The sequence below is a fragment of the Limnohabitans sp. TS-CS-82 genome, assembly GCF_002943475.1.
Map to the genome: position 1 here is coordinate 32,229 of NZ_PTQX01000014.1, position 23,623 is coordinate 55,851.

At 58.1% G+C, this 23,623-nt stretch carries 24 protein-coding genes; 9 read left to right on the forward strand and 15 right to left on the reverse strand.

The features are described from left to right. The first annotated feature begins 21 nt into the window (after nt 1-21). Nucleotides 22-1,062: an acyltransferase family protein gene (locus tag C5F52_RS22555; RefSeq protein ID WP_104800613.1), complete on the forward strand. Its 1,041-nt coding sequence runs from the start codon at nt 22-24 to the stop codon at nt 1,060-1,062. Here the strand turns inward: C5F52_RS22555 and C5F52_RS22560 are convergent. The 8 genes from C5F52_RS22560 to C5F52_RS22595 form a co-directional block, all read right to left on the reverse strand. Next, nucleotides 1,026-2,015: a tripartite tricarboxylate transporter substrate binding protein gene (locus C5F52_RS22560; protein ID WP_201747077.1), complete on the reverse strand. Its 990-nt coding sequence runs from the start codon at nt 2,013-2,015 to the stop codon at nt 1,026-1,028. The genes C5F52_RS22555 and C5F52_RS22560 overlap by 37 nt on opposite strands. Before the next feature lie 47 nt (nt 2,016-2,062). Beyond that, nucleotides 2,063-2,704 (reverse strand): maleylacetoacetate isomerase, encoded by a 642-nt coding sequence (gene maiA / locus C5F52_RS22565; protein ID WP_104800614.1) that lies wholly within the window; start codon nt 2,702-2,704, stop codon nt 2,063-2,065. 59 nt (nt 2,705-2,763) lie between these two features. Next, nucleotides 2,764-3,465 carry a fumarylacetoacetate hydrolase family protein gene (locus C5F52_RS22570; RefSeq protein ID WP_104800740.1) on the reverse strand — a complete coding sequence of 234 codons (702 nt, stop codon included), beginning with the start codon at nt 3,463-3,465 and terminating at the stop codon, nt 2,764-2,766. Between the two features lie 111 nt (nt 3,466-3,576). Then, entirely contained in the window at nt 3,577-4,614 is a 1,038-nt protein-coding gene (locus tag C5F52_RS22575) for a cupin domain-containing protein (protein WP_104800615.1), read from the reverse strand. A 15-nt stretch (nt 4,615-4,629) separates the two neighbouring features. Next, nucleotides 4,630-5,838 (reverse strand): 3-hydroxybenzoate 6-monooxygenase, encoded by a 1,209-nt coding sequence (locus C5F52_RS22580; protein ID WP_104800616.1) that lies wholly within the window; start codon nt 5,836-5,838, stop codon nt 4,630-4,632. Between the two features lie 138 nt (nt 5,839-5,976). Next, the gene (locus C5F52_RS22585) at nt 5,977-7,182 is read right to left on the reverse strand and encodes an MFS transporter (RefSeq protein ID WP_236657973.1); all 1,206 of its coding nucleotides are present in this window, start codon (nt 7,180-7,182) and stop codon (nt 5,977-5,979) included. Between the two features lie 22 nt (nt 7,183-7,204). Further along, a complete protein-coding gene (gene aroC / locus C5F52_RS22590) occupies nt 7,205-8,329 on the reverse strand; it encodes a chorismate synthase (RefSeq protein ID WP_104800618.1) in 1,125 nt (374 codons plus the stop codon). Nucleotides 8,330-8,374: 45 nt separating this feature from the next. Beyond that, nucleotides 8,375-8,836 (reverse strand): CBS domain-containing protein, encoded by a 462-nt coding sequence (locus C5F52_RS22595; protein WP_104800619.1) that lies wholly within the window; start codon nt 8,834-8,836, stop codon nt 8,375-8,377. A 77-nt stretch (nt 8,837-8,913) separates the two neighbouring features. Between C5F52_RS22595 and C5F52_RS22600 the strand changes: the two genes are divergently transcribed. Together C5F52_RS22600 and C5F52_RS22605 are read left to right on the forward strand one after the other, a co-directional pair. Then, on the forward strand, nt 8,914-10,257 hold the full coding sequence (locus C5F52_RS22600; RefSeq protein ID WP_104800620.1) for an O-acetylhomoserine aminocarboxypropyltransferase: 1,344 nt from the start codon (nt 8,914-8,916) through the stop codon (nt 10,255-10,257). A gap of 12 nt (nt 10,258-10,269) precedes the next feature. Beyond that, nucleotides 10,270-11,109: an alpha/beta fold hydrolase gene (locus C5F52_RS22605; RefSeq protein WP_104800741.1), complete on the forward strand. Its 840-nt coding sequence runs from the start codon at nt 10,270-10,272 to the stop codon at nt 11,107-11,109. Nucleotides 11,110-11,112: 3 nt separating this feature from the next. Here C5F52_RS22605 and C5F52_RS22610 read toward each other — a convergent pair whose 3' ends face one another. Further along, a complete protein-coding gene (locus C5F52_RS22610) occupies nt 11,113-12,333 on the reverse strand; it encodes a YihY family inner membrane protein (RefSeq protein WP_236657974.1) in 1,221 nt (406 codons plus the stop codon). 22 nt (nt 12,334-12,355) lie between these two features. Between C5F52_RS22610 and C5F52_RS22615 the strand changes: the two genes are divergently transcribed. Further along, on the forward strand, nt 12,356-12,784 hold the full coding sequence (locus C5F52_RS22615; protein WP_236657975.1) for a DUF2069 domain-containing protein: 429 nt from the start codon (nt 12,356-12,358) through the stop codon (nt 12,782-12,784). 12 nt (nt 12,785-12,796) lie between these two features. Beyond that, complete coding sequence (locus C5F52_RS22620; RefSeq protein ID WP_104800623.1) at nt 12,797-14,230, forward strand: FAD-binding oxidoreductase; 1,434 nt, start codon at nt 12,797-12,799, stop codon at nt 14,228-14,230. Here the strand turns inward: C5F52_RS22620 and C5F52_RS22625 are convergent. Beyond that, nucleotides 14,205-14,882: a response regulator transcription factor gene (locus C5F52_RS22625; RefSeq protein WP_104800624.1), complete on the reverse strand. Its 678-nt coding sequence runs from the start codon at nt 14,880-14,882 to the stop codon at nt 14,205-14,207. The genes C5F52_RS22620 and C5F52_RS22625 overlap by 26 nt on opposite strands. A 21-nt stretch (nt 14,883-14,903) precedes the next feature. Beyond that, the gene (locus tag C5F52_RS22630; protein WP_104800625.1) at nt 14,904-15,851 is read right to left on the reverse strand and encodes a hypothetical protein; all 948 of its coding nucleotides are present in this window, start codon (nt 15,849-15,851) and stop codon (nt 14,904-14,906) included. Between the two features lie 174 nt (nt 15,852-16,025). On the opposite strand from C5F52_RS22630, the gene C5F52_RS22635 reads away from it, so the two are divergent. The 4 genes from C5F52_RS22635 to xth are packed head-to-tail and all read left to right on the forward strand — an operon-like array spanning nt 16,026 to nt 18,748. Continuing rightward, the gene (locus tag C5F52_RS22635) at nt 16,026-16,853 is read left to right on the forward strand and encodes a thymidylate synthase (protein ID WP_104800626.1); all 828 of its coding nucleotides are present in this window, start codon (nt 16,026-16,028) and stop codon (nt 16,851-16,853) included. Nucleotides 16,854-16,880: 27 nt separating this feature from the next. After that, entirely contained in the window at nt 16,881-17,390 is a 510-nt protein-coding gene (locus C5F52_RS22640) for a dihydrofolate reductase (RefSeq protein WP_104800627.1), read from the forward strand. After that, nucleotides 17,391-17,966 carry a DUF4337 domain-containing protein gene (locus tag C5F52_RS22645; protein WP_104800628.1) on the forward strand — a complete coding sequence of 192 codons (576 nt, stop codon included), beginning with the start codon at nt 17,391-17,393 and terminating at the stop codon, nt 17,964-17,966. 17 nt (nt 17,967-17,983) lie between these two features. Then, nucleotides 17,984-18,748, forward strand: a complete 765-nt coding sequence (gene xth, locus C5F52_RS22650) for an exodeoxyribonuclease III (RefSeq protein WP_104800742.1) — start codon at nt 17,984-17,986, stop codon at nt 18,746-18,748. 43 nt (nt 18,749-18,791) lie between these two features. Here xth and ntrC read toward each other — a convergent pair whose 3' ends face one another. The 4 genes from ntrC to glnA all read right to left on the reverse strand — a co-directional run bounded on the left by ntrC (nt 18,792) and on the right by glnA (nt 23,542). Continuing rightward, on the reverse strand, nt 18,792-20,345 hold the full coding sequence (gene ntrC / locus C5F52_RS22655) for a nitrogen regulation protein NR(I) (protein WP_104800629.1): 1,554 nt from the start codon (nt 20,343-20,345) through the stop codon (nt 18,792-18,794). 49 nt (nt 20,346-20,394) lie between these two features. Next, complete coding sequence (gene glnL, locus C5F52_RS22660; RefSeq protein ID WP_104800630.1) at nt 20,395-21,444, reverse strand: nitrogen regulation protein NR(II); 1,050 nt, start codon at nt 21,442-21,444, stop codon at nt 20,395-20,397. Then, nucleotides 21,441-21,941 (reverse strand): hypothetical protein, encoded by a 501-nt coding sequence (locus C5F52_RS22665; RefSeq protein WP_104800631.1) that lies wholly within the window; start codon nt 21,939-21,941, stop codon nt 21,441-21,443. Before C5F52_RS22665 ends, glnL begins: the two co-directional genes overlap by 4 nt. Before the next feature lie 185 nt (nt 21,942-22,126). Further along, complete coding sequence (gene glnA / locus C5F52_RS22670) at nt 22,127-23,542, reverse strand: type I glutamate--ammonia ligase (protein ID WP_104800632.1); 1,416 nt, start codon at nt 23,540-23,542, stop codon at nt 22,127-22,129. Between the last annotated feature and the right edge of the window lie 81 nt (nt 23,543-23,623).

The following is a 23,623-nucleotide window of genomic DNA, read 5'->3' on the forward strand; positions in this document are numbered from 1 at the left end:
CGCACTAGACAAGGTCGTTTGATGGAACGTTCGTTCACAGTGGATGTATTCAAAGTGGTGGCGGCACAACTGATCGTGTGGCACCACTTTTCGGCTTATGGGCCGATGTCAGAAGCCATGACCCTGCAATGGCCGCAGTTGATCGAATGGCTGTATCGCTACGCACGTTTAGCCGTTCAAGTATTTTTGGTGGTGGGCGGTTTTTTAGCGGCCCAATCGGTCATGAATAAACCCATGACGCACCCCGTCATCCACATTTTCAACCGCTATCTGCGTTTGGTCCCCATTTACATCTTTGCGCTCAGTCTGATCAGCTTGGTCGTGGCCATTTTACGGACCGACATCCACGCCGATTGGTTACCCAGTGCACCGACGTTTTCGCATTTTTTGGCCCATGCCTTGTTGGTGCACGATCTATTTGACATCGAAGCGCTCTCTAGCGGCGCGTGGTACGTGGCCATTGACTTTCAACTCTTCGTCGTTTTGGTCGTGTTGTGCAATCGCTTGCAGCCCTATGGCGTTCGCGTGTTGTCTTTGGGCGTGGCGCTGTTGTGCGTCGCTTCAATGTGGTGGTTCAATCGCATCGATGAATTGGACATCTGGGCCATCTACTTCTTTGCGGCTTATGGCTTGGGCGTGTTGGCTGCATGGGCCAAGCGCTCTGCGTTTGACGCGGCGGTGTTTTGGATCACGGTGTTGTTGGCGGTGGGCGCCTTGTGGATCGAGTACCGCACGCGCTTAAGTTTGGCGTTGATCACCGCTGTTTGGCTCACCATCAAGCCCAAAAGCAGGGTGCATTGGACGCCCATGAAACGGGTGGTGCATCGCTTGGCCAACAGCGCCTACGTGCTGTTTTTGACCCACTTTGGCGTGATTGTGGTGTTCAGCGCGCTATGGAACATCGGCCATTTTCACGACCCTGTCACCGCCTTTGCGCTGACAGGGTTTGCGTGGGGTTGCGCCGTGGGACTGGGTTTATTTCTGCATGAGAAAGCAGAAATCCCTGTCCACCACTGGCTCTCGCATCAGTCCAAGCTGATGTTTTTGCGCTTGACCAACTGATCGTAGATTTTGCTTTTCACGTCAGCGTTCTTGCGAATCTCGTCGGGCGACCACGTGATGGTTTCGAACGCAAAGGTGTTGTAACGGGCTTTGACATCGGGGTCTGCCAGCACTTTGAGCACGTCGGCGTTGATCTTGGCTTTCACATCGCTGGGCAAGCCTTTGGGCGACACGAGCACCACAAACGAGTTCACGTCAAAACCTGCAAAACCGGTGGCTTCGGTCACCGTGGGCACCTCAGGCATTTGGGGCAAACGCTTGGCGGCAGCGACGGCGAGGTAACGAATCTTGCCGGCCTTGAAGACCCCTTGGCTGGACGGAATGCTGGCAAAACTCCACTGAATATCGCCCGCGCCCACCGAGGTGAACAACTGCGACACCTCGCGGTAAGCCACATGCGTCATCTCCGAACTGGTCAGCAACTCCAACTGCTCGCCGCCCAAATGGCCGGGGCTGCCGATGCCCCATGAACCGTAGCTCACTTTGTTGGGCTCAGACTTGGCGGCCGCAATCAGGTCTTTCATGTTTTGCCATTTCGAATCGGTGGCGACGGCCACCAAGAAAGGCGTGCGAAACAACGGTGCCACGGGGTCAAAGGTGTTGAGCGTGACGAAGTTTTTCGACTTGTACAGCAGCGGCAACGCAGACAAATGTTCGCTGTCGAGTTGCAGCAAGGTGTAGCCGTCGGCAGGCATGCGTTGCGTGGCATCAATGGCGATGAAACCGCCACCGCCCGGTTTGTTGGTGATGGTCACCGGCTGGTTCCACAGCTTAGAGAGTTTTTCAGACACTTGGCGTAGCACGGCATCAGGACCGCTGCCAGCCGCAAAGGCGGTCACGATGTTGACGGGTTTGGTCGGAAAAGTGGCCGCTTGTTGCGCAGCGGCGGGCAGCGCCCAAGCCATTGAGCCCGCCACACAGGCGGCGGTGAAAGAAGTTTTCAAGAAGTTCATAGGAGTTTCCATTTCAAAAATCAGGTGCTTTTGTGTACGGACGGCCATCACGCTGCGTCAGGTTGTTGCATAGGTGCGGCTTTTTGGAAGGCTTCCAGTTGCATGCACGCCGCTTCGACAGCCGCGATGCACGGCCATTGGCTCAGGTCCACTTTGAAGCGGCGTGAGCTCTCCACTTGGGGAATCAAGTACACATCGGCCAAGGTGGGCGTGTTGCCAAAGCAAAACGCACCGCGCCGGGTGTCTGCTGCCAGCAAGGCTTCGATGGCGTTGAAGCCGTCGGTGATCCATGTGGCGCACCACGCGTTGATGGCGTCTTCGTTGGCACCGAACTGCTTGCGCAGGGTTTCCAAAATGCGGCGGTTGTTGATCGGATGAACGTCGCAACCGACGATGGCGGCCAACGCACGCACATGGGCGCGGTCAAGCGCGTCAGCGGGCAAGAGCGCTGGCGTGGGATAGGTCTCTTCCAGCCATTCGATGATGGCGGGCGACTGAATCAGCACGTGCTGCTCGCTCACCTCCAACGCAGGCACCAAGCCTTGCGGGTTCAAAGCTTTGAAGGCTTCTTTCAAATGCTCTTCCACACGCAAATCAACGGCGATGTAGTCGGTGCTCACCCCTTTGAGGTTGAGGGCGATGCGCAAACGGTGCGAGGTGCCGCTGCGGAAAAAGTTGTAGAGCTTCATGGGGCGATGTCCTGTCGTGAGGCAGGCGCTCAAAGGTTGCGCCTGCGTAAAAATTTGAATTATTCAGCAGCGCCGACGGTCAGCGCGACTTCAGCCACACCTTCCACACGGCCAGTGATCTTGTCGCCGGGCTGCACCGCGTTCACGCCTTCAGGGGTGCCCGTGTAGATCAAGTCGCCGGGTTGCAGGTGGTAGAACAGCGACAGGTCGGCGATGATTTCGCGCACATCCCAGATCAGCTTGTCCACGTTGGACGACTGCTTGGTTTCGCCGTTGACTTCGAGGGCAATCGCGCCCTTGTCGATGACCACGCCTTCCATCGGCACGATCTCGGTACACACCGACGATTGCTCCACGTCTTTGCCCAAATCCCAAGGACGGCCCTTGTCGCGTGCCACCAATTGCAGGTCGCGGCGGGTCATGTCCAAACCTGCGGCGTAGCCGTAGATCACTTCGTGGGCTTTGTCTGCACTGACACGGAAACCGGCCTTGCCGATGGCGATGACCATCTCCATCTCGAAGTGGTAATTTTTGGTTTCAGGTGGGTAGGCCACGGTGGCGCCGCTGGGCGTGAGGGTTTGCGGCGCTTTGGTGAAGTAGAACGGACGCTCTACCGATTTGTCGACGGGCTTGCCCATTTCGACCGCGTGTGCGTGGTAGTTGCGACCCACGAAGAACAAACGGTTGATGGGGAAGCGCTCGGTTTTGCCACGGATGGCGAGCGACTGAACGGCGGGTGGCGTGAAGAGGTAAGAGGTCATGGTGTCGTTCAAAAGGTGAAAGGTTTTTTGTAGGAGCCAGCCTGCTGGCGATTCAAGCGCTTGCGGTCCGTGGACCATCGCTTGCAGGCAAGCTCCTACAGAGGTTTGGCATCAGCCGCGGTTCTCGTAAACACCCAGCTTGCGGTGCAGCGGCGATTCGTCGGCGATGAACACGAACGCAGGCTGGCCGGCGTTCAGGTTGGTCAGCGTCACGGCTTCGTAGCCGGGGGCACAGCAGGTGTCGGCTTCAGCCAACGTGAAGGTGCTGGCCACAATCTGCGCTTGCACCGCGCCTTCGATGACGTGGAACACCTGTGCTGGTGAGCGGGCAGGCAGGCGCAGCGTCTGGCCGGGGCGCAGCATCAGGGCATAAAAGCCCAGGATGTTTTCGGCATCGCCACCGGTTTCGGGGTTGGTGTAGGTGACCTGCACCTGTTCCAGACCCGCATCGTCAGCGGCCAGCGATTCCAGCGCCGCTTTGGCGTCTTTCCAGGCGTAACGCAGCATGGGGTAAGCCTTCTTGCTGCGCTCAAACACATGGCTGGGCACCACGCCGCCACGGGCGTATTGCTTGTCGCCCTGGCCGGGCACCACGGTCTGGCGTTCGCCGTTGATGTGGTAGCTGGCCTCCATGTAATAGACCAGCGGCAGGTCCAGCACATCGAGCCAGATGACCGGCTCGGTGCCGTCGTGGCCGTGCTCGTGCCACAGGCCTGTGGGTGTGAGGATCAAGTCGCCTCGGCTCATCGGGCACTTCTCGCCGTCCACCGTGGTGTAAGCGCCTTCGCCCTCGACGATCATGCGCACCGCGTTGGGTGTGTGGCGGTGGCTGGGGGCCCATTCGCCGGGCATGAGCAACTGCATGCCCAAATACATGGCGGCTGAGGCCTGCATTTTTTCCAGCCCGTGGCCGGGGTTGGCCAGCACCAGCACGCGGCGCTCGGCTTTTTCAATCGGGGTCAGCTCGCCTGCTTTGAGCAGCAAGGGCTTGATGTCCTTGTAGGCCCAGCAAGTGGGCTGGGTCTGGCGCGTGGGCACCTTGGGGGGCAGCACGCCGCGCAGGCTGGGCCACAGGGGCACCAGGTTCAGGTCACGCAAATCCTGCACATAGTCTTTAGGCAGGTCTTCTAAACGTCCGAGTTCTTGCATGTGAGAGTCCTTTGTTCAATGGCCAGCGGCTGACAAACAGTTGCTGACGTTCCAACCGTAGAGCCATTCCATGGCGTCGTAAAAACGCTCTGGACTGCGACCGCGCCACAAGTCATTGCGCACCAAACGCTCCACACCTTTGGCATGGTACAGGCGGCCCATCTCGCGGCCCGACAACACGATACGTGCTGTGCGTGAGACGCGGGCACGTTGGTACAAGTCAAAGGCTTTGACGAAATCGTTGTTCATCACACGCAGTGCTTCTCCCAAGGTGACGGCATCCTCAATGGCCATGCAAGCGCCTTGGGCCATGTATTGCGTGGTGGGGTGTGCAGCATCGCCCAACAGCGTGGCGCGTCCGAATGACCATTGGCCGATGGGCTCGCGGTCTGCGGTGGCCCAGCGCTTCCATGTTTTGGGTAACTCGATGAGTTGGCGTGCTTTGGGGCAAATGCCTTGGAAGTAGCTTTGCACCTCTTCTTTGCTGCCGTCCGTCACGCCCCACTCTTCTTGCTGGCGGCTGTGGAAGGTCACCACCACGTTGTATTGCTCACCGCCACGCAATGGGTAGTGCACCAAGTGGCAGTTGGGTCCGACCCAAATGCTGGCCGCGTTCCATTGCAGGTTTTCGGGGAAATCTTTTTTCTCGACCACAGCGCGGTACACCACATGACCCGTGATGCGCGCAGGATCGTTCACGTACTTAGCGCGCACCACCGATTTCACGCCATCGGCGCCAATGAGGGCAATGCCTTGGTGGGTATTGCCGTGTTGGTCGGTCACGGTGACGGTGCTGTCGGTTTGCTCAATCTGCTCGACTCGGGTAGACGTGACGAACTCGACCTTACCTGTGTCTTGCGCGCCTTCAAGCAGCGACTTGTGCACATCCACACGGTGAATCACCGCGTAGGGATTGCCGAAGCGCTTGATGAACGCCTCGCCCGTGGGAATCTTGCCCACTTGGTACTCGTCAATCGCGTCGTGCATGACCATGTAATCGGTATAGACCGCGCGGCTGCGTGCTTTCTCGCCCACGCCCAAGGCGTCAAACGCGTGAAAAGCGTTGGGGCCGAGCTGAATGCCTGCGCCAATTTCGCCAATCTCCGGCGCTTGCTCTAACACCTTGACGTGAAAGCCCTGACGCGTCAACGCCAACGCAGCCGCCAAGCCGCCAATGCCACCGCCGGCAATCAGCACCGGCAGGGTTTGTGTGTTCTCACTCATGGTCTACCCTTTAAAAAGTATGGACATATTCAGTATGCTGATGTTTATTTTAAACACAACTCAAGAATTGACCTCTAGGGAGAACCCTTGATATCCAAAAAGAACGCTAATGAAGATAACGGATGGTTTTCAAATGGCTCAGCCACGCATACTATTCAAACGCATACACCGCCAAGCGCACAAACAAGCCAGCACAGACGTCACCACCGAAGCGCCATACACCGCTGACAGTCCAAACGCATCGCTCAGCGCACCGCCGCCTAAGGCGCCCAACACCCCGGGCACACCGTAGCCAATGGAGGCGTAAAGCGCTTGCCCCCTGCCTCGCAAGCGGCCCGGGAAATGGTGCGACAACAAAGCGATGCACACAGTGTGTTGGGTGGCAAAGGTCAAGGCGTGCAAGAGTTGCGCGAACAACAACGCAAGCAACCAACCCGCAGCCCAAGTGGTGAGCCCCATGCGCAACACCATGGCTACGGCACAAATCAGCAACCATCCCGACAAACTGAAACGCGGCAGCCAGCGGCTTTGGGTGAAGAACCACACAATCTCCGCCGCCACCGAGACGGCCCAGAGCACGCCGATCATGGTTTTGCTGTAACCCAAGGCATCGAGGTACAGCGAGAAAAAGACATAAATGCCAATGTGCGACAGCACATGGAAAAACACCGTGGCAAAAAACCACTGCACTTGAGGCTGACGCAACACGCCCCACACGGGCGGCCGAGCCTCGTCGTGGTGCGCCGCTTCGCGGTGGTTGGGCAGCCACCACACGCTGGCGTTGAGCACCAGCAAGGAGCCCACCGCCCACACCGGGAAACTCTGCATGCCCATGCGCTCAAACCAAACGCCTGCGGCCATCACGGTGACCAAAAATCCCAGCGAGCCCCACAAGCGCACACGTCCATAGCGACGGGCATCAAAGCCCTCACCGCTGCTGACCCAATGGGCCAAGGCCGCTTCGCTCATGGGCATCATGGCGCTGGTGTGGATGAACATGAGCAACAGCACCAAGGCCAACCAGCCCACGCCACCGTCCACCAACAAGCCGCACGAACACAAGAGCGCAGCCCCCGCACAAAAGCGCAGCAACTTGACGCGTTCCCCCGTGTGGTCGCTCAGCCAGCCCCAGCCGTAAGGCGCCAACACGCGCGTCGTCGCCTGCACCGCCGTGAGCAAACCAATGACGGTGATGGAGAAACCCAGGTCTTTGAGCCACAGCGGTAAGTACGGGTTGAAAAACCCGATGTGCGCGAAGTAACTCGCGGAGAGCGCCGCAAAAGGAAAGAGCTGAAAACGAGAAAGCGCGTTGCTAGAACGCGCTTCTGAGGTGGAAGATGTCAAAACAAACCCGCGTGTAAGGCCATCAAGCGCCCATGTGGCCAGAGGTGTGCCCCGGGACATGACCCGCAATCGCAGGCATCGCCACTTGCACATCGCCGCATTGGGCGCGGTGACGCAAGGCGTGGTCGATCACCACCAAGGCCAACAAGGCCTCAGCAATCGGCGTGGCGCGAATGCCCACGCAAGGGTCGTGACGTCCCTTGGTCACCACCTCGGTGGGTTGGCTGTTTTGGTCGATCGACACGCGGGGACTCAAGATCGAGCTGGTGGGCTTGATGGCAATGCTCACCTCCAAATCTTGGCCGGTGCTGATGCCGCCCAACACGCCACCGGCGTTGTTGGTGAGGAAGCCTTCTGCCGTCAACGAGTCACCGTGCGTGGTGCCGCGTTGGGCCACGCTGGCAAATCCTGCGCCAATCTCGACGCCCTTGACGGCGTTGAGGCCCATCATGGCGTAAGCGATGTCGGCATCGAGCTTGTCGTACAAAGGCTGGCCCAAACCCACGGGCATGCCAGAGGCCACCACGCGGATGCGCGCGCCGCACGAGTCGCCCGCTTTGCGCAGGCTGTCCATGTAGTCTTCAAACGCTTGCACATCGGCGCAGGGCGCGTAGAACGGGTTGTGCCCCACATGGTCCCAGCTCTCAAAGGGAATGGGCAGCTCGCCAATTTGGGTCATGCAGCCAAAGAACGTGGTGCCAAATTTATCTTTGAGCCATTTCTTAGCCACCGCGCCAGCCGCCACAGTAGGTGCAGTCAAACGGGCGGAAGAACGGCCGCCACCGCGTGGGTCGCGAATGCCGAACTTTTGGAAATAGGTGTAGTCCGCATGACCCGGGCGGAAGGTTTGCAAGATGTTGCCGTAGTCTTTGCTGCGCTGGTCGGTGTTTTGAATGAGCAGTGCAATCGGGGTGCCCGTGGTCTTGCCCTCGTACACGCCCGACAAAATTTGCACTTGATCGGGTTCGTTGCGCTGCGTCACATGGCGGCTGGTGCCGGGACGACGGCGGTCGAGTTCGACCTGAATGTCAGCCTCACACAAGGACATGCCCGGTGGGCAGCCGTCAATCACGCAGCCAATGGCTGGGCCGTGGGATTCACCAAAGTTGGTGACGGTGAAAAGGGTTCCGAAGGTATTGCCGCTCATGGGGAGAGATTATCCCTGAGCGGCGCAGCGTTTCTGAAAACCGACTCAGGCTTTCTCTTGCTCTTCCAAACCGCTCGGCCAGTCTTTGATGTAGGCCTTGAGCATTTGGTTTTCGAATTTTTGGCTGTCCACCACCGACTTGGCCACGTCGTAGAAGCTGATCACACCTTGCAGTTGGCGGTTGCCAATGACGGGGATGTAGCGCGCGTGGCTCTCCAGCATCATGCGACGGACTTCGTCGAGTTCGGTGTCGGGGGAGCAGGTCAGCGGGTGGTCGTCCATCGCGCTGCGCACGGTGGAGTCGCCCAAAACGCCGCCACTGCGGTGCAGGGCTTGAATGACTTCACGGAAGGTCAGCAAACCGACCAAATCACCGTGCTCCATGACCAAGAGCGAACCCATGTCTTTTTCGGCCATGGTGGCCACAGCACTGGCTAGGGGCTCCATCGGATCGATGGTGAACAAAGTTCCGCCGCCTTTGACGCGCAGGATATCGCTGACTTTCATGGTTTATCTCCTCGGGTGGGGATTGAAATATAGCCCACAATGGCTGTGCACAAACTGACAAATCCCCCGAGGAAACCATGCCTGGCTACACCGATCCAAGTTTTGACACACTCGCCCTGCACGCAGGCGCCGCACCCGATCCCACCACGGGCGCCCGCGCCGTGCCAATTCACATGACCACCTCGTTCGTGTTTGAGTCCAGCGACCACGCGGCGGCGCTGTTCAATTTGGAACGTGCGGGCCATGTGTACAGCCGCATCAGCAACCCGACCAATGCGGTGTTGGAGCAACGTGTGGCGGCCCTCGAAGGCGGCATCGGGGCCATCAGCACGGCCAGCGGCCAGGCCGCCTTGCACCTCACCATTGCCACGCTCATGGGCGCGGGCTCGCACATCGTGGCCAGCACCGCTTTGTATGGCGGTTCGCACAACTTGCTGCACTACACGCTGAGCCGTTTTGGCATTGAGACCACCTTCGTGCAGCCCCACGACGTCGAGGGCTGGCGTGCCGCTGTGCGCCCCAACACCAAGCTGTTCTTTGGCGAAACCGTGGGCAACCCCGGCTTGGATGTGCTCGACATCCCCACCATTTCGGCCATCGCCCATGAGGCTGGTGTGCCGCTGCTGGTCGACTCCACCCTCACCTCGCCTTACCTCATCAAACCTTTCGAATTGGGCGCTGATTTGGTCTACCACTCGGCCACCAAGTTCTTGAGTGGCCACGGCACCGTGATTGGCGGCATCGTGGTGGACGGCGGCAGCTTTGATTGGGAAAAGAGCGGCAAATTCCCCGAGCTCACCCAAAGCTACGAAGGCTTTCACAACATGGTGTTCAGCGAAGAAAGCACCATCGGCGCCTTTTTGCTGCGCGCGCGCCGCGAAGGCTTGCGCGACTTTGGCGCCTGCCTGAGCCCGCACAGTGCGTGGCTGATTTTGCAAGGCATCGAAACCCTGCCCCTGCGCATGGAACGCCACATGGCGAACACCGAAAAAGTGGTGCAGTTCTTGGCCAGCCACCCGATGGTCAGCCGCGTGGGGCATCCGCTCATCGAGAGCCACCCCAGCCACGCGCTGGCTGAAAAGCTGTTGCGCTTTGGCGCACGCGGCGCAGGCTCGGTGTTCAGCTTTGACTTGAAAGGCAGCCGCGCGCAAGGCGTGGCCTTCATCGAAGCCTTGAAACTCTTCAGCCACCTCGCCAACGTGGGCGACTGCCGCAGCTTGGTGATTCACCCCGCCAGCACCACGCACTTTCGCATGAGCGACGAGGCCTTGGCAGGCGCAGGCATTGGCCCAGGCACCATCCGTTTGTCTATCGGCTTGGAAGACCCCGCCGATTTGATCGACGATTTGAAACGCGCCTTGAAAGCCGCTGAAAAAGCGGGCGATGTAACGGCTCAAACGCATCCAGCGCCCCAAGCCTAAGGAGAGATGGCCATGAAATTCCAACTCCAAACAGCCGCCGGCCAACCTTACGAAGCCTATGCCTACACCGGCGGCAAAGCCTTTGATGCGGCCAAGCCCACGATTGTGTTTATCCATGGCGTGCTCAACGACCACAGTGTGTGGATTTTGCAAAGCCGCTACCTCGCGCACCACGGCTTCAACGTGCTGGCGGTCGACTTGCCCGGCCATTGCCGCAGCGGTGGCGATGCCCCCGCTTCGGTCGAAGAAGCTGCGCAATTCATCGAAGCCTTGCTCAACGCTGCGGGCATCGAAAAAGCTGCTTTGGTGGGCCACAGCTGGGGCTCACTCATTGCGCTAGAAACAGCCGCACGCTTGAAAAACCGCATCACCCATTTGGCGCTTGTCGGTACGGCCTTCCCCATGAAGGTGTCGCCCGCCTTGATTGACGCCTCGCTCAACGCGCCCATGAAAGCGCTGCAAATGGTGAATGTGTTTTCGCGCGCCACCTTGGCCGCTCCGCCCTCGGCGCTGGGCCCCGGCACGTGGGTGTACGGCGCGTCGATGGCGCTGGGCCGTCGCGTGCTGGCCAGCAACACCGCCGTGAATGTGTTTCACCGCGGTTTTGTGGCCTGCGACAGCTACGCCAACGGCTTGACTGCGATGGATGCCGTGACGTGCCCCGTCCTGTTTTTGCTGGGCGCCACCGACCAAATGACCACGCCCAAAGCAGCCAAGCCCTTGATCGAGCAAGCCAAGGCAGGCGGCAAAACATACAGTGTGGTCAACGTGCCCATGGGGCACCACCAAATGAGCGAATCTCCCGAAGAAACCTTGCAAGCCCTGAAAAAATTTCTGGGCGTGACGGTTTAAAACTCAGAGCACGTCGCGCAAACGGAGATCTTGCCAACGCATCCACAAACCCTCGGACTCGGGGCTGCGCACCAAGAGCAAGCGCTCCATCAAGGGCGAGAGCAAGGTTTGGTGCGGGTCGGCCAGCATCACATAGCGAGCTTCTTTGAGGTGGGTTTGCTGGGCATCGACTTGCTCGCTCAAACGGGCGATCCAGTCCAGATCGACCAAGGTGGCGAGCACCTCTTCGAGTTGTAAGGGGTCTAAATGCAAGTCCGCGCAAAGGGTGCTGAGGCTGGCCCCGTGCTCGTCGCTGTTGCGCGCCACTTGCAAGCGTTGCAGCACCTCCAACGCCAGCTGGAAACGCCAGCCCACACTGCGTCCATCGCGAGAAATACCGTCTAACAAACTGGGCAAATTGGCCACCAACACAGCGCCCAGCAACACGATGGTCCACGCCAAATACATCCAGACCAACAGAATCGGCACCGTCGCAAAAGCGCCGTACACCACCGAATAAGTGGGCATTTGTCCAAAGTAATACGCCAGCACTTTGCGCGCAATTTCTGTGGCGGCGGCCACCCACACACCACCCACCAACGCATGGCTCCAGCGCACTTGGGTATAGGGCACGTAGCGGTACATGGCGCTCACGCTCCAAGCCAACAACAAAAACTCCAATGTGCTGAGCAGCCAGCGCATATTGCCCGTCATATCTGGTGCCAAGCCCCGCGAGATCGCCACGAACTGAGACATGAGCACCAAGCTCACCCCCATCAGCAGTGGCCCCAAGGTGATGGCGGTCCAGTACAGCAACAAGCTTTGCGCAAACGGGCGACGCTTGCGTACACGCCAAATGGCGTTGAGTGTGCGGTCAATGGTGAAGACCAAGGTGACCGCGGACAGAAACAAGGCGGTCACACCCGCGACGCCTAAGCGGCTGGCCTTGCTGGCAAATTGGCTCAAATAGCCCAACACTTGACGCGAGATGTTGTCGGGCACAAAGCTCTCGACCAAGCGTTTTTGCAACACCGTTTGAAAGTCGCTGAAGATCGGAAATGCCGTGAACACCGCCAACGTCACCGCCAGCAAAGGCACCAACGCGATGGTGGTGGTGAAGGTCAAGCTGCCTGCGGTTTGCCCCAAACGGTCCTCACGAAAGCGCTGGCGCAGCACGCGCGCGGTGTTACGCCAAGGAAATCGGGCCAGTCGGTCGAGGAAGCTTTGCAGTTGCGGGACAATCATGGGCTGAATCATGCCATCGTCTATGCACACCTCTACCCAAATCCCCGCAGAAATTACCCCGCGTCACGTCACGCTCACCCGAGGACTGGCCGTGGGCTGCTTGCTGGGGCTGATCGTGCTTGGCTTGGCCTGGGAACTGTGGCTGGCCCCTTTGCGCCCCGGCGGCACGCTGCTCGCACTCAAAGTGTTGCCACTGTGCTTCCCACTGACGGGTCTGCTGAAAAACCGCATGTACACCTACCGTTGGCTCAGCCTAATGATTTGGTTGTATTTCACCGAAGGCGTGGTCCGCGCTTGGGGCGATGCCGCACCGAGCAACTATTGCGCCCTACTTGAAGTACTGCTGTGCGTGGTGCTGTTTGTGGCGTGTGCCATGCATGTGCGCTTGCGCATTCGTCACGCCAAAAACAACCCGACATCCGACGCCACCACCGTATCAGCCAACGTCTAAATCCGAGGTTTTATGTCTCACACCGTTGCTCCCGCCACCCAAGATTTACTGGTCGCTTTGCGCTTGGCGCTGGGCGACGCCCATGTGTTGACCGACGGCGACTTGTCGTCCTACGAACAAGACTGGCGCAAGCGCGTGCGTGGCAAAGCCTTGGCCGTGGTGCGCCCGGGCAACACACAAGAGGTGGCGGCTGTCGTCAAAGCCTGCGCCAAAGCGGGTGTGAGCGTGGTACCGCAAGGCGGCAACACGGGCTTGGTGGTGGGCTCGATTCCCGACACCTCCGGCACGCAAGTGCTGCTGAGTTTGCAGCGCATGAACGCTGTGCGTGCCATTGACGCCGACAACCTCACCCTCACGGTCGAAGCCGGTTGCGTGCTGCAAAACGTGCAGCACGCGGCCGAGCAAGCTGGCTTTTTGTTTCCCTTGAGTTTGGGCTCGGAAGGCAGTTGCACCATTGGCGGCAATTTGGCCACCAACGCGGGCGGCACGCAGGTGGTGCGCTACGGCAACACGCGTGAATTGTGTTTGGGCCTCGAAGTGGTCACCGCTCAAGGGGAGGTGATGCACACCCTCAGTGGCCTGCGCAAAGACAACACGGGCTATGACCTGCGCAACTTGATGATCGGCAGCGAAGGCACGCTGGGCATCATCACCGCAGCGACCATGAAGCTCTATCCCCTGCCTGCGGTCAGCCTGACCGCTTGGGCTGCCGTGCCATCGGTCGAACACGCCGTCAAATTGCTGGGACTGGCACACCAACACTTGGGCGCAGGCTTAACGGGTTTCGAGATGATGGGCCAATTCGCCCTCAGCTTGGTCGACAAACATTACCCGCAACTGCGCGTGCCTTTGTGGCAAGACACGCCCTACTGTGTGCTGCTGGAAAACTCAGACACCGAATCTGAAGCCCACGCCCGCAGCCGGTTTGAGCATTTGCTAGAACTGGCCTTTGAAGACGGCTGCGTGACCGACGCTGTGGTGGCCGAGAGCTTGTCGCAAGCGCGCAATTTGTGGCACATCCGCGAAAGCATCACCTTGGCGCAGGCGGAGGAAGGGTTGAACATCAAACACGATATTTCGCTACCGGTGTCTGCCATTCCCGCATTCGTGGCCAGCACCGACGCGCTGCTGACACGTGAAATTGAAGGCGTTCGCATTGTGAATTTTGGCCACTTGGGTGATGGCAATTTGCACTACAACGTGCAAGCGCCTGAAGGCAGCGACAACCAACTGTTCTTGCAAACGCAAGAAGACCGCGTGAACACGCTGGTCTACGACGCCGTCAAAGCCTTGGGCGGCTCGATCTCGGCAGAGCACGGCGTGGGCAGCTTGAAGGTAGACACCCTGCCCGACTACAAAGACCCCGTGGCGCTGGCACTGATGCGCCACGTCAAACGGGCGTTGGACCCACAGGGCTTGCTCAATCCGGGTCGCGTGGTGCGTTGATTTCGGTGTACAGCTCGGACGTCAATTCGACGTTTTCGAGCAGCTTGATCAAGTCCGGCAAGGCCTCGACCCCCAATTTGTTCATCACCCGCGCACGGTGCAGTTTCACGGTGGCCGCAGCCCCCCCATCTAATTCTGCAATGTGTTGGTTGGTGTAGCCGCGCACGATCCAACTGCACACCTCAAACTCACGAGCGGTCAAGGTCTTGAGCTTGGCCTTCACTTTATCGACACGGTGGTCTTGCTTTTGGGTATTGACGGCCAATTGCATGGCACGTTGCAAGACATCCAACAATGTTTGTGGGGTGAATGGCTTGAGTAAAAAATCCATGGCGCCTTGCTTCATGGCTCGGATGATTTCCTCAGAACGGCTATCTCCGCTGGCAAACACGACTGGCACAGACGGCGCCATCGTCTGAAGCTGCATTTGCAAATCGACCCCCAAAGTGCCGGGCATGCGCATGTCTAACAAGATCACGCAGGGCTTGCTCAACACCGGATTTTGCAAAAAGAGATCGGCACTTTCATACGAACTCACGTTGTAACCAGCACGCGTCAACAGAGTCGAGAGGCTGCGGCGAATGGCGGCATCGTCGTCGATGACAACCACATGACCTTGGGATGAAGAGACTTGAAAAGAAGATGGAGGCATGGGCCTAGATCATGCCAAAGATCAAGGCGTAAGGACTTTTTCAACCAATACTATTTTTTGAACCGCCCCCTCAGGCAAGCTGGCCCGCCAACCTTGGAAGTAAATCTGAGTTTGCGTCAAACCAGTGCCTGATATTTGCCAAGGCGAGGTGCCGTAAACGCTGCGGCCCTCCCCCGCTTTGAGTTGCAGCGTGGTGGCTTGTTTGTTGCCATCGACCACGCACAAACTCGTATCGACTGGGCTGACGAGATAGACAAATCGGCCCTCTTTTTTCGGCTCAGCAGGCGACACTTCGGGCCCTGGATCGCTGGAAAAGGCACAGTGGCTTGACGCTCGAATTGCAACAGCCTCCGCTGCAGAGGCCTGCTTCACGGCCTCAGAGGCCACCACCGCCACAGGTGCCGCCTGCAAAGCCGCATTCGGCACAGTCAGCGCAGGTTTGGTGACGGATACACGAGCAGCAGCGGGGGCATCCATCACCTCGTGTGACGCAGCCAAAGCCAGTGTCATCGATGCATCACCGTCATTGGGATAAAACGCCACAACGCCCGCCAAGGTCACAACAATGGCTAAACCAGCAAGTACAACCTTTTGACGGCCCATCCATGTTCTCGCGCTGGCGAGAAACTCCCAATCATCCACAGGCTGCGTTGTCAAATCAGCAATGTGGTTCAGGCTCTCATTCACAGAGGCCGCCATCGCTGGGGGCATAGCGTCATCGTCTTCAGACGCTGTGAAGACGACAGGCGGCGGCGCACCCAAAATCATCAACGTGCGTTTGTAGGCCTGACGCTTAATGGCCGGGGAATAAAACAAGTCATCGCTTCCCACCTCCAAGGACTTCACTTGTGCCACAGACAAACACGCAATGCGCGCAAGTTGCACAACGTCCATGCCCACTTGCGCACGCAACTGCTGCAAGTACGTGGGGTCACACGTTTCATAAACATTAGGCTGTGTTTCAGACATGATTTGAAATATGTTGAGAATTGGGAGCAAATTAATTTGTTTGCGTAACTTCAAATGTCTGGCAAGAGCCACTCACAGTCAATACGCCAACCGGTCTATAGTACTTTAATACTAACTTCAAGTTATTTAAACCGCTTAAACTTAAACAGATTTTTTTTGAGTGATTACCCTCCTATGCGCCCCATTCGCCGCCAATACGAAGACTTCATGCAACACGTCAACACGCACGGCGTGGCTAAGACAGATCGCACCGGCACGGGCACAAAAAGCGTGTTTGGCTACCAAATGCGGTTCGACTTGAACGAAGGTTTTCCACTGGTGACCACCAAAAAGGTTCACCTGCGCTCCATCATTCAAGAACTGTTGTGGTTTTTAACAGGTTCCAGCAATAACAACTGGCTTAAAGAACGTGGTGTGAGCATTTGGGACGAATGGGCGCGTGAAGACGGCGATTTAGGCCCCGTCTACGGCGTGCAATGGCGCAGCTGGCCCACCCCAGATGGCGGTCACATCGACCAAATTTCTGAAGTCATCCAAACCTTGAAGTCCAACCCCGACTCGCGCCGCATCATCGTCAGTGCTTGGAACGTGGCTGAACTCAACCAAATGGCCTTGATGCCTTGCCATGCGTTTTTCCAGTTTTATGTCGCCCCCGCCCAAAACCCGGGTGAGCGTGGCCGTTTGAGCTGCCAGTTGTACCAACGCAGCGCCGACATTTTCTTGGGCGTGCCCTTCAACATCGCCAGCTACGCCTTGCTCACACACATGGTGGCCCAGCAGTGCGATTTGGATGTGGGTGACTTCATCTGGACCGGCGGCGATTGCCACATTTACAGCAATCACCACGAACAAGTGGCGCTGCAACTCAGCCGCGAACCCTTCGCCTACCCCACGCTGCATATCAAGCGCAAACCCGACAGCATCTTTGGCTACGACTACGAAGACTTCGAAGTCGTGGACTACCAATGTCACGGTGCCATCAAAGCGCCTGTGGCGGTTTAACGCGCCTTGCACAAGCCTTCTAAAACCATGCGTTTGAACCTCATCTTTGCCCGCGCGCGCCGTGGCGTCATTGGCCTGAACAACACCCTGCCCTGGCATTTACCTGAGGACTTGGCGCACTTCAAAGCAACCACCTTGGGCCAGCCTGTCATCATGGGGCGCAAAACTTGGGAGTCACTGCCACCCAAGTTTCGTCCTCTGCCCGGTCGCGCCAACATCGTTGTGACCCGACAAACCGATTGGCAAGCGCCAGGCGCACAAGTGGCCCACGACATGGCGCAAGCCTTGGCTTTGTGTGACGCCGAGGCCGACGTCTGGGTGATTGGTGGCGCCGAGGTCTACGCCCAAGCTCTGCCCTTGGCGCAACGTGCCGTCATCACAGAAATTGACGCAGACTTTGAAGGGGATGCCTTCGCCCCCACATTTGATGCCACGTGGCTAGAAACCGCACGCTCGTCACACATCGCCACCAACGGCTTGGCCTACAGCTTTGTCACCCTGACTCGCCACCCCAACACAACCTCAAAGGAAATTTGAATGTCTGACCACGGCTTCCACGTCCACGGCCCTCACGACCACGAACTCGAACACGCCGCCCAAGGGCATGGCGATGGTTTCACCAACAAGATCGCCATGTTCACGGCCATGATCGCCACCGTCGGCGCTATTTTTGGCTACATGGGCGGCGCCACCCAAGCCAACGCAGGCTTGTACAAAAACAATGCGGCCATCAAAAAGACCGAAGCATCCAACCAGTGGAACTATTACCAAGCCAAAAGCAGCAAGCAAAATTTGAGCGAACTGGCCCTCGCGTTGACCCCCGCTGCCAAGCAAGACTTCTACGCCGAAGAAATCAAACGCTACAAAGCTGAAAAAACAGAAATCAAAGCCAAAGCCGAAACGCTAGAAGCTGAATCCAACGACTGGGACCGGGCCTCTGACGAGCAAATGCACCAGCACCACCGCTGGGCCCAAGCCACCACCTTGTTGCAAGTCGCCATCGCCTTGGCCGCCATTGCCTTGCTCACCCGCAAACGCTGGCTGCAATTCGCCATGTTTGGCGCAGGCGCCGTGGGCGTGAGCGTGGGCGTACTGGCCTTCATGCACATCTGACCGTGAGCGCTGCCCCCATGCAACTGGCAACCTGGAACGTCAACTCCCTCACCGTGCGCTTGCCGCAAGTCCTCGACTGGCTCGCGGCCAACCCCGTGGACGCCTTGGTGCTGCAAGAAACCAAAACCACCGACGACAAGTTTCCCAAAGAAGCCATCGAAGCCGCTGGCTACAAGGTGGCCTTCTTTGGGCAAAAAACCTACAACGGCGTGGCCCTGCTCTCGCGCAGCGATGCCACCGAGGTGGTCAAAAACATCCCCGGCTTTGAGGACGACATGGCCCGCGTGATCGCAGGCACGGTCGATGGCGTGCGCGTGATCGGCGCTTACTTTCCCAACGGCCAAGCGCCTGACAGCGACAAATTTGTTTACAAAATGCGTTGGCTAGAAGCCTTGAACCAGTGGGTGCGCGAAGAACTCAAACAGCACCCCAAGCTCGTCTTGATGGGCGACTTCAACATCACCGTGGACGACCGTGATGTGTGGGACCCCATCGGTTTGAAAGACACCATCCACTGCACCGTGGCTGAGCGCGAGCACTTTCAATCGCTGATCGAGTCAGGCATGCACGACGCCTACCGTTTGTTTGACCAGCCCGAAAAAACCTACAGCTGGTGGGATTACCGCGAGTTCGCCTTCCGCCGCAACCGTGGTTTGCGCATTGACCACATCTTGGTCAGTGAGACCCTCAAACCCTCGGTACAAGCCTGCGTGATCGACAAAGCCCCACGCAAAAACGAGCGACCCAGCGACCACACACCGGTGGTGGTGACCCTGGGCTGAATCGCCCCACGAGCCGCCACCGCAGCGGCTCGTTCTGTCCGTCTCAATCGTCGAGACCCAACTCTTGAATTTTGCGGGTGATGGTGTTGCGGCCAATGCCCAGTTTTTGGGCGGCCTCAATGCGCCGTCCGCGCGTGTTGACCAAGGCGGTTTGAATCAAACGCGCCTCAAAGCGATTCACCAGCACGTCCCACACATCCGTGCGTCCTGAAACGAGCAAGCTCATGGCTTCGGCTTCTAGCCCCTGCTCCCAATCGGCGCCTGGCATGTTGAGCACCACGGGGGCACCAGCGCCACTGTCTGCATTGCTTGAACCGGGTGCAGAAGATTTGGGCAACTCAGCGGATGCGGAGCTGCTGTGGCTCATCGCCACCGCCGCCGTGTCTTGGCCCACATGCACCGCGGGCTCTGCGCCCTCGCCTTGCAACTGCACTTCAGGGGGCAAATCTTTGGGCTCAATCACCTGCGCGGGCGCCATGACGGTCAGCCAGTGACAAATGTTCTCTAACTGACGCACGTTGCCAGGAAAACTGAACTGGTTCAACACGTTCTGCGCCAAATCGGAGATACGTTTGGACTCCACGCCCAATTGTTGTGCGCTCTGCTGCAAAAAGTGGCGCGTCAGTGCAGGGATGTCTTCACGACGTTCGCGCAAAGCCGGCAAACGCAAGCGAATGACGTTCAGGCGGTGAAACAAATCTTCGCGAAACACGCCGTCCTTGACGCGCTTTTCCAAGTCTTGGTGGGTGGCCGCAATCACACGCACATTGGCCTTGATGGCACTGTGGCCGCCAACGCGGTAGTAATTGCCGTCACTCAAAACGCGCAGCAATCGGGTTTGCAGGTCGAACGGCATGTCGCCGATTTCGTCCAAAAACAAGGTGCCTCCCTCGGCTTGCTCAAAGCGGCCGCGGCGTGTGGTTTGCGCGCCGGTGAAGGCACCACGTTCGTGCCCGAAGAGTTCGCTTTCCAACAAATCTTTGGGAATGGCGGCGGTGTTGATGGCCACAAACGGGCCTTTGTTGCCTGCGTCACCGCGTGGCGAGTGTTTGTGCAGCGCACGGGCCACCAGTTCTTTGCCTGAGCCGCTTTCGCCGGTGATCATCACCGTGACGTTGCTTTGACTCAGGCGACCAATGGCACGAAACACGTCTTGCATGGCCGGCGCTTGGCCCAGCATTTCGGGCGTGGCGTCTTGCAACTCAATTTGCGCTTGCTCGCGTTGGCTTTCGTCCACGGCACGGCGGATCAACTCCACGGCCTTGGGCAAGTCAAACGGCTTGGGCAAGTACTCGAAGGCGCCGCCTTGGAAGGCGGAGACAGCGCTGTCTAAGTCTGAAAACGCCGTCATGATGATGACGGGTAAAGCGGGCAAACGCTCTTTGACTTTGCCCAACAAATCCAAGCCCGAACCACCCGGCATGCGGATGTCGCTGACCAGCACTTGCGGGCCTTCGTCGGGGCCTGCGACCTCAAGCGCTTGCAACACTTCGCGGGGGTTGGTGAAGCTGCGCGTGGGCATGTTCTCACGCAGCAGCGCCTTCTCCAGCACGAAGCGAATTGACTGGTCGTCATCCACAATCCAAATCGGTTTCATGTCAGCGCTACTTTCTCAAAATTCATAGATGGGCCTTGGGTTGAATGCGTCAAGGCAGAGGGATCAAGATTTTGAAATCTGTGCGTCCCACCACACTGTCGCACTCAATCAAACCGTGGTGCTGCTGCACAAAAGTTTGTGCCAAATTCAGCCCCAAGCCTGATCCGCCATCTCGTCCAGAAACCAAGGGAAAGAACAACCTGTCCTTGATTTCTTCCGGAATGCCGGGCCCGTTGTCTATCACATGCAATTCCAGTGCCAACCGATAGCGTTGTTTGCTGAAAGTCACTTGTCGGTTGATGCGGGTGCGCAAAATGATCTGCGCGTCCCCTGTTGTGATGCGGTCCACCAGCGCTTGTGCCGCGTTGTGCACGATGTTGAGCACGGCTTGAATCAGTTGCTCACGGTCACCACGCAGCTCGGGAATGGACGTGTCGTAGTCGCGCACCACGCGCAGGCCTTTGGGGAACTCGGCCAAGATCAAACTGCGCACGCGCTCGCACACCTCGTGGATGTTGACATCGCCCACCACATGCGGGCGGCGGTGCGGTGCCAGCAAACGGTCGACCAGCACCTGCAAGCGGTCTGCTTCATGAATGATGACTTGGGTGTATTCGATGAGGTCTTTGCTCTCCACCTCCATTTGCAGCAGCTGCGCCGCACCGCGAATGCCACCCAGCGGATTTTTGATTTCGTGGGCCAAGTTGCGAATCAGCTCTTTGTTGGCTTGCGCTTGATCGATCAGGCGTTCTTCACGGTCTTGACGGGTCTGCTGCTCCAAGGGCAAGAGCTCCACCAGCACTTCATCGGCCCGATCGCTGGGCGCCACGATGACGTGCACGGGCAGCGGCTCTTGGTTGGGACGGCGCAAATGCGCGTCGTAACGCAAGGCCGCAAAGGCGTTGGTTTGCGCGCCTTGCAACGCGTTGTCAAACGCCTGCGTCTCGGTGAAGTAGCCCGACAGCGGCGTGCCTTCGATGTTGCGGCGGGACAAGCCCATCACATCTTCAAGCGCGGCATTGGCGAAGACCACCACGCCGTCAACGCGAACAATCGCCACGAGGGTGGCGAGCAAATCAAACATGTGTGTCGGGGTCATGGTGTGGTTGTTCCAACGGAGGTTGCGGACAAGCGTGCCAGTTCACGCTGCAGGCCGGCCACATCGGCTTCGCTGCGTTGCAAGGCAGCACGCAGCTGGGCCACACGCTCTTGGTATTTTTGGGGTTGTCGGTGCTCATCGGCTTGCCGCTCAGGCTCGCCGTTGCGCCACAGGCGCAGGAGTTCGGCATGACGCATTTGGGCTTTTTGCAGCTCCGTTTGCAGCAACAGGCCCGCTTGCACATCGCGCTGACGCTGCGCTTGAGGTTCTACTTTGTTGGCGCTGACGACCGCGGCGGAAGACGGTGCATCCGGTGAAACGGCTGAACCTGACAAGGTGGACGTCTGCACTTGCGTGCCTTCAATCACGGTGACATTGCCGCCCGTCAAAGGTTTGCAGTTTTGATGGGGTGCCGGTTGGTTGGTGTACACATTGCCGCAGCGAAACACGCGTGGTGAATCGGCCTGCACGGATTGAACGGCACACAGCGCCAGCACAAGACCCCATGAAACGGCAGACCGTGCTCGCGTCAGATCTGGGCCAACGAAGAGGCACCTAAGTCTGAGCGGCAAGCGAGGCAATGCAATACAGGTCATGTCAGCCCAAGTTAAAAACCAGTCACGATTGAAACAAAAAAGGACGGCTCGCGCCGTCCTTTTTGTGTGTCTACCGTTGTAACGAATTACAGCGAGTAGTACATGTCGTATTCGACAGGAGACACTTCAACGCGGCTGCGGGTCACTTCTTGCATCTTCAATTCGATGTAAGCGTCGATCCACGAGTCGGTGAACACGCCGCCTTTGGTCAAGAAGGCGCGGTCGTTGTCGAGGGCTTCCAAAGCTTGGTCCAAGCTAGAGCACACGGTTGGCACCAACTTGTCTTCCTCTGGAGGGAGGTGGTACAAGTCTTTGGTGGCTGCTTCGCCGGGGTGAATCTTGTTCTCGATGCCGTCCAAGCCAGCCATCAACAAGGCTGCGAAGCCGAGGTAAGGGTTGCACAATGGATCTGGGAAGCGCGCTTCCACACGACGGCCCTTGTCGCTGGCGACGTTAGGGATGCGGATCGAAGCAGAGCGGTTCTTGGCCGAGTAAGCCAATTTCACAGGGGCTTCGAAGTGAGGCACCAAACGCTTGTAGCTGTTGGTACCTGGGTTGGTGATGGCGTTCAAAGCACGGGCGTGCTTGATGATGCCGCCGATGTAGTACAGCGCCAAGTCAGACAAACCAGCGTAGCCAGTGCCTGCGAACAAGTTCTTGCCGTCTTTCCAGATGGACTGGTGAACGTGCATGCCAGAACCGTTGTCGCCAGCGTAAGGCTTAGGCATGAACGTGGCAGTTTTGCCGTAAGCGTTGGCCACGTTGTGGATCACGTACTTTTGCAGCAATGTCCAGTCAGCGCGTTCGACCAAGGTGGAGAAACGTGTACCGATTTCGCATTGACCAGCGCCCGCCACTTCGTGGTGGTGCACTTCGACAGGGATGCCCACAGATTCGAGCAACAACGACATTTCGCTGCGCATGTCGTGTGTGCTGTCGACGGGAGGCACGGGGAAGTAACCGCCTTTGACGCGGTTACGGTGACCACGGTTGCCGCCTTCGATTTTCTCGCCGCTGTTCCAAGGGGCTTCGTATTCGTTGATGGCGTAGAACGTGTTGTTTGGCTCCGTGCTCCAACGCACTTCGTCGAACAAGAAGAACTCTGGCTCTGGACCGAAGTAAGCGGTGTCGCCAATGCCAGACTGCTTGAGGAAAGACTCAGCGCGCTTGGCGATCGAACGTGGGTCACGCTCGTAGGCTTTGCCGTCTGTGGGTTCGATCACGTCACAGATCAAGACCAAAGTGACTTCTTCAAAGAAGGGGTCAATGATGGCGCTGTTGGGATCGGGCATCAACAACATGTCAGAGGCTTCAATGCCCTTCCAACCTGCGATAGAAGAACCGTCAAACGCTTGACCTTCTTCGAACTTGCTTTCGTCAAACTGCGACACGGGCGCAGTGATGTGCTGCCATTTGCCACGGGTGTCGGTGAAACGGAAGTCCACGAATTTGACTTCGTTCTCTTTCACCATTTTGATTACGTCTGCGACGGTCTTGGCCATCAAGTTCTCCTGCTAGGGTAGGTTGGGTTAAAAAGTGTTTCGAGGTTTGAGAATGCAGTTTCTGTGCCAAGTTATGAATAA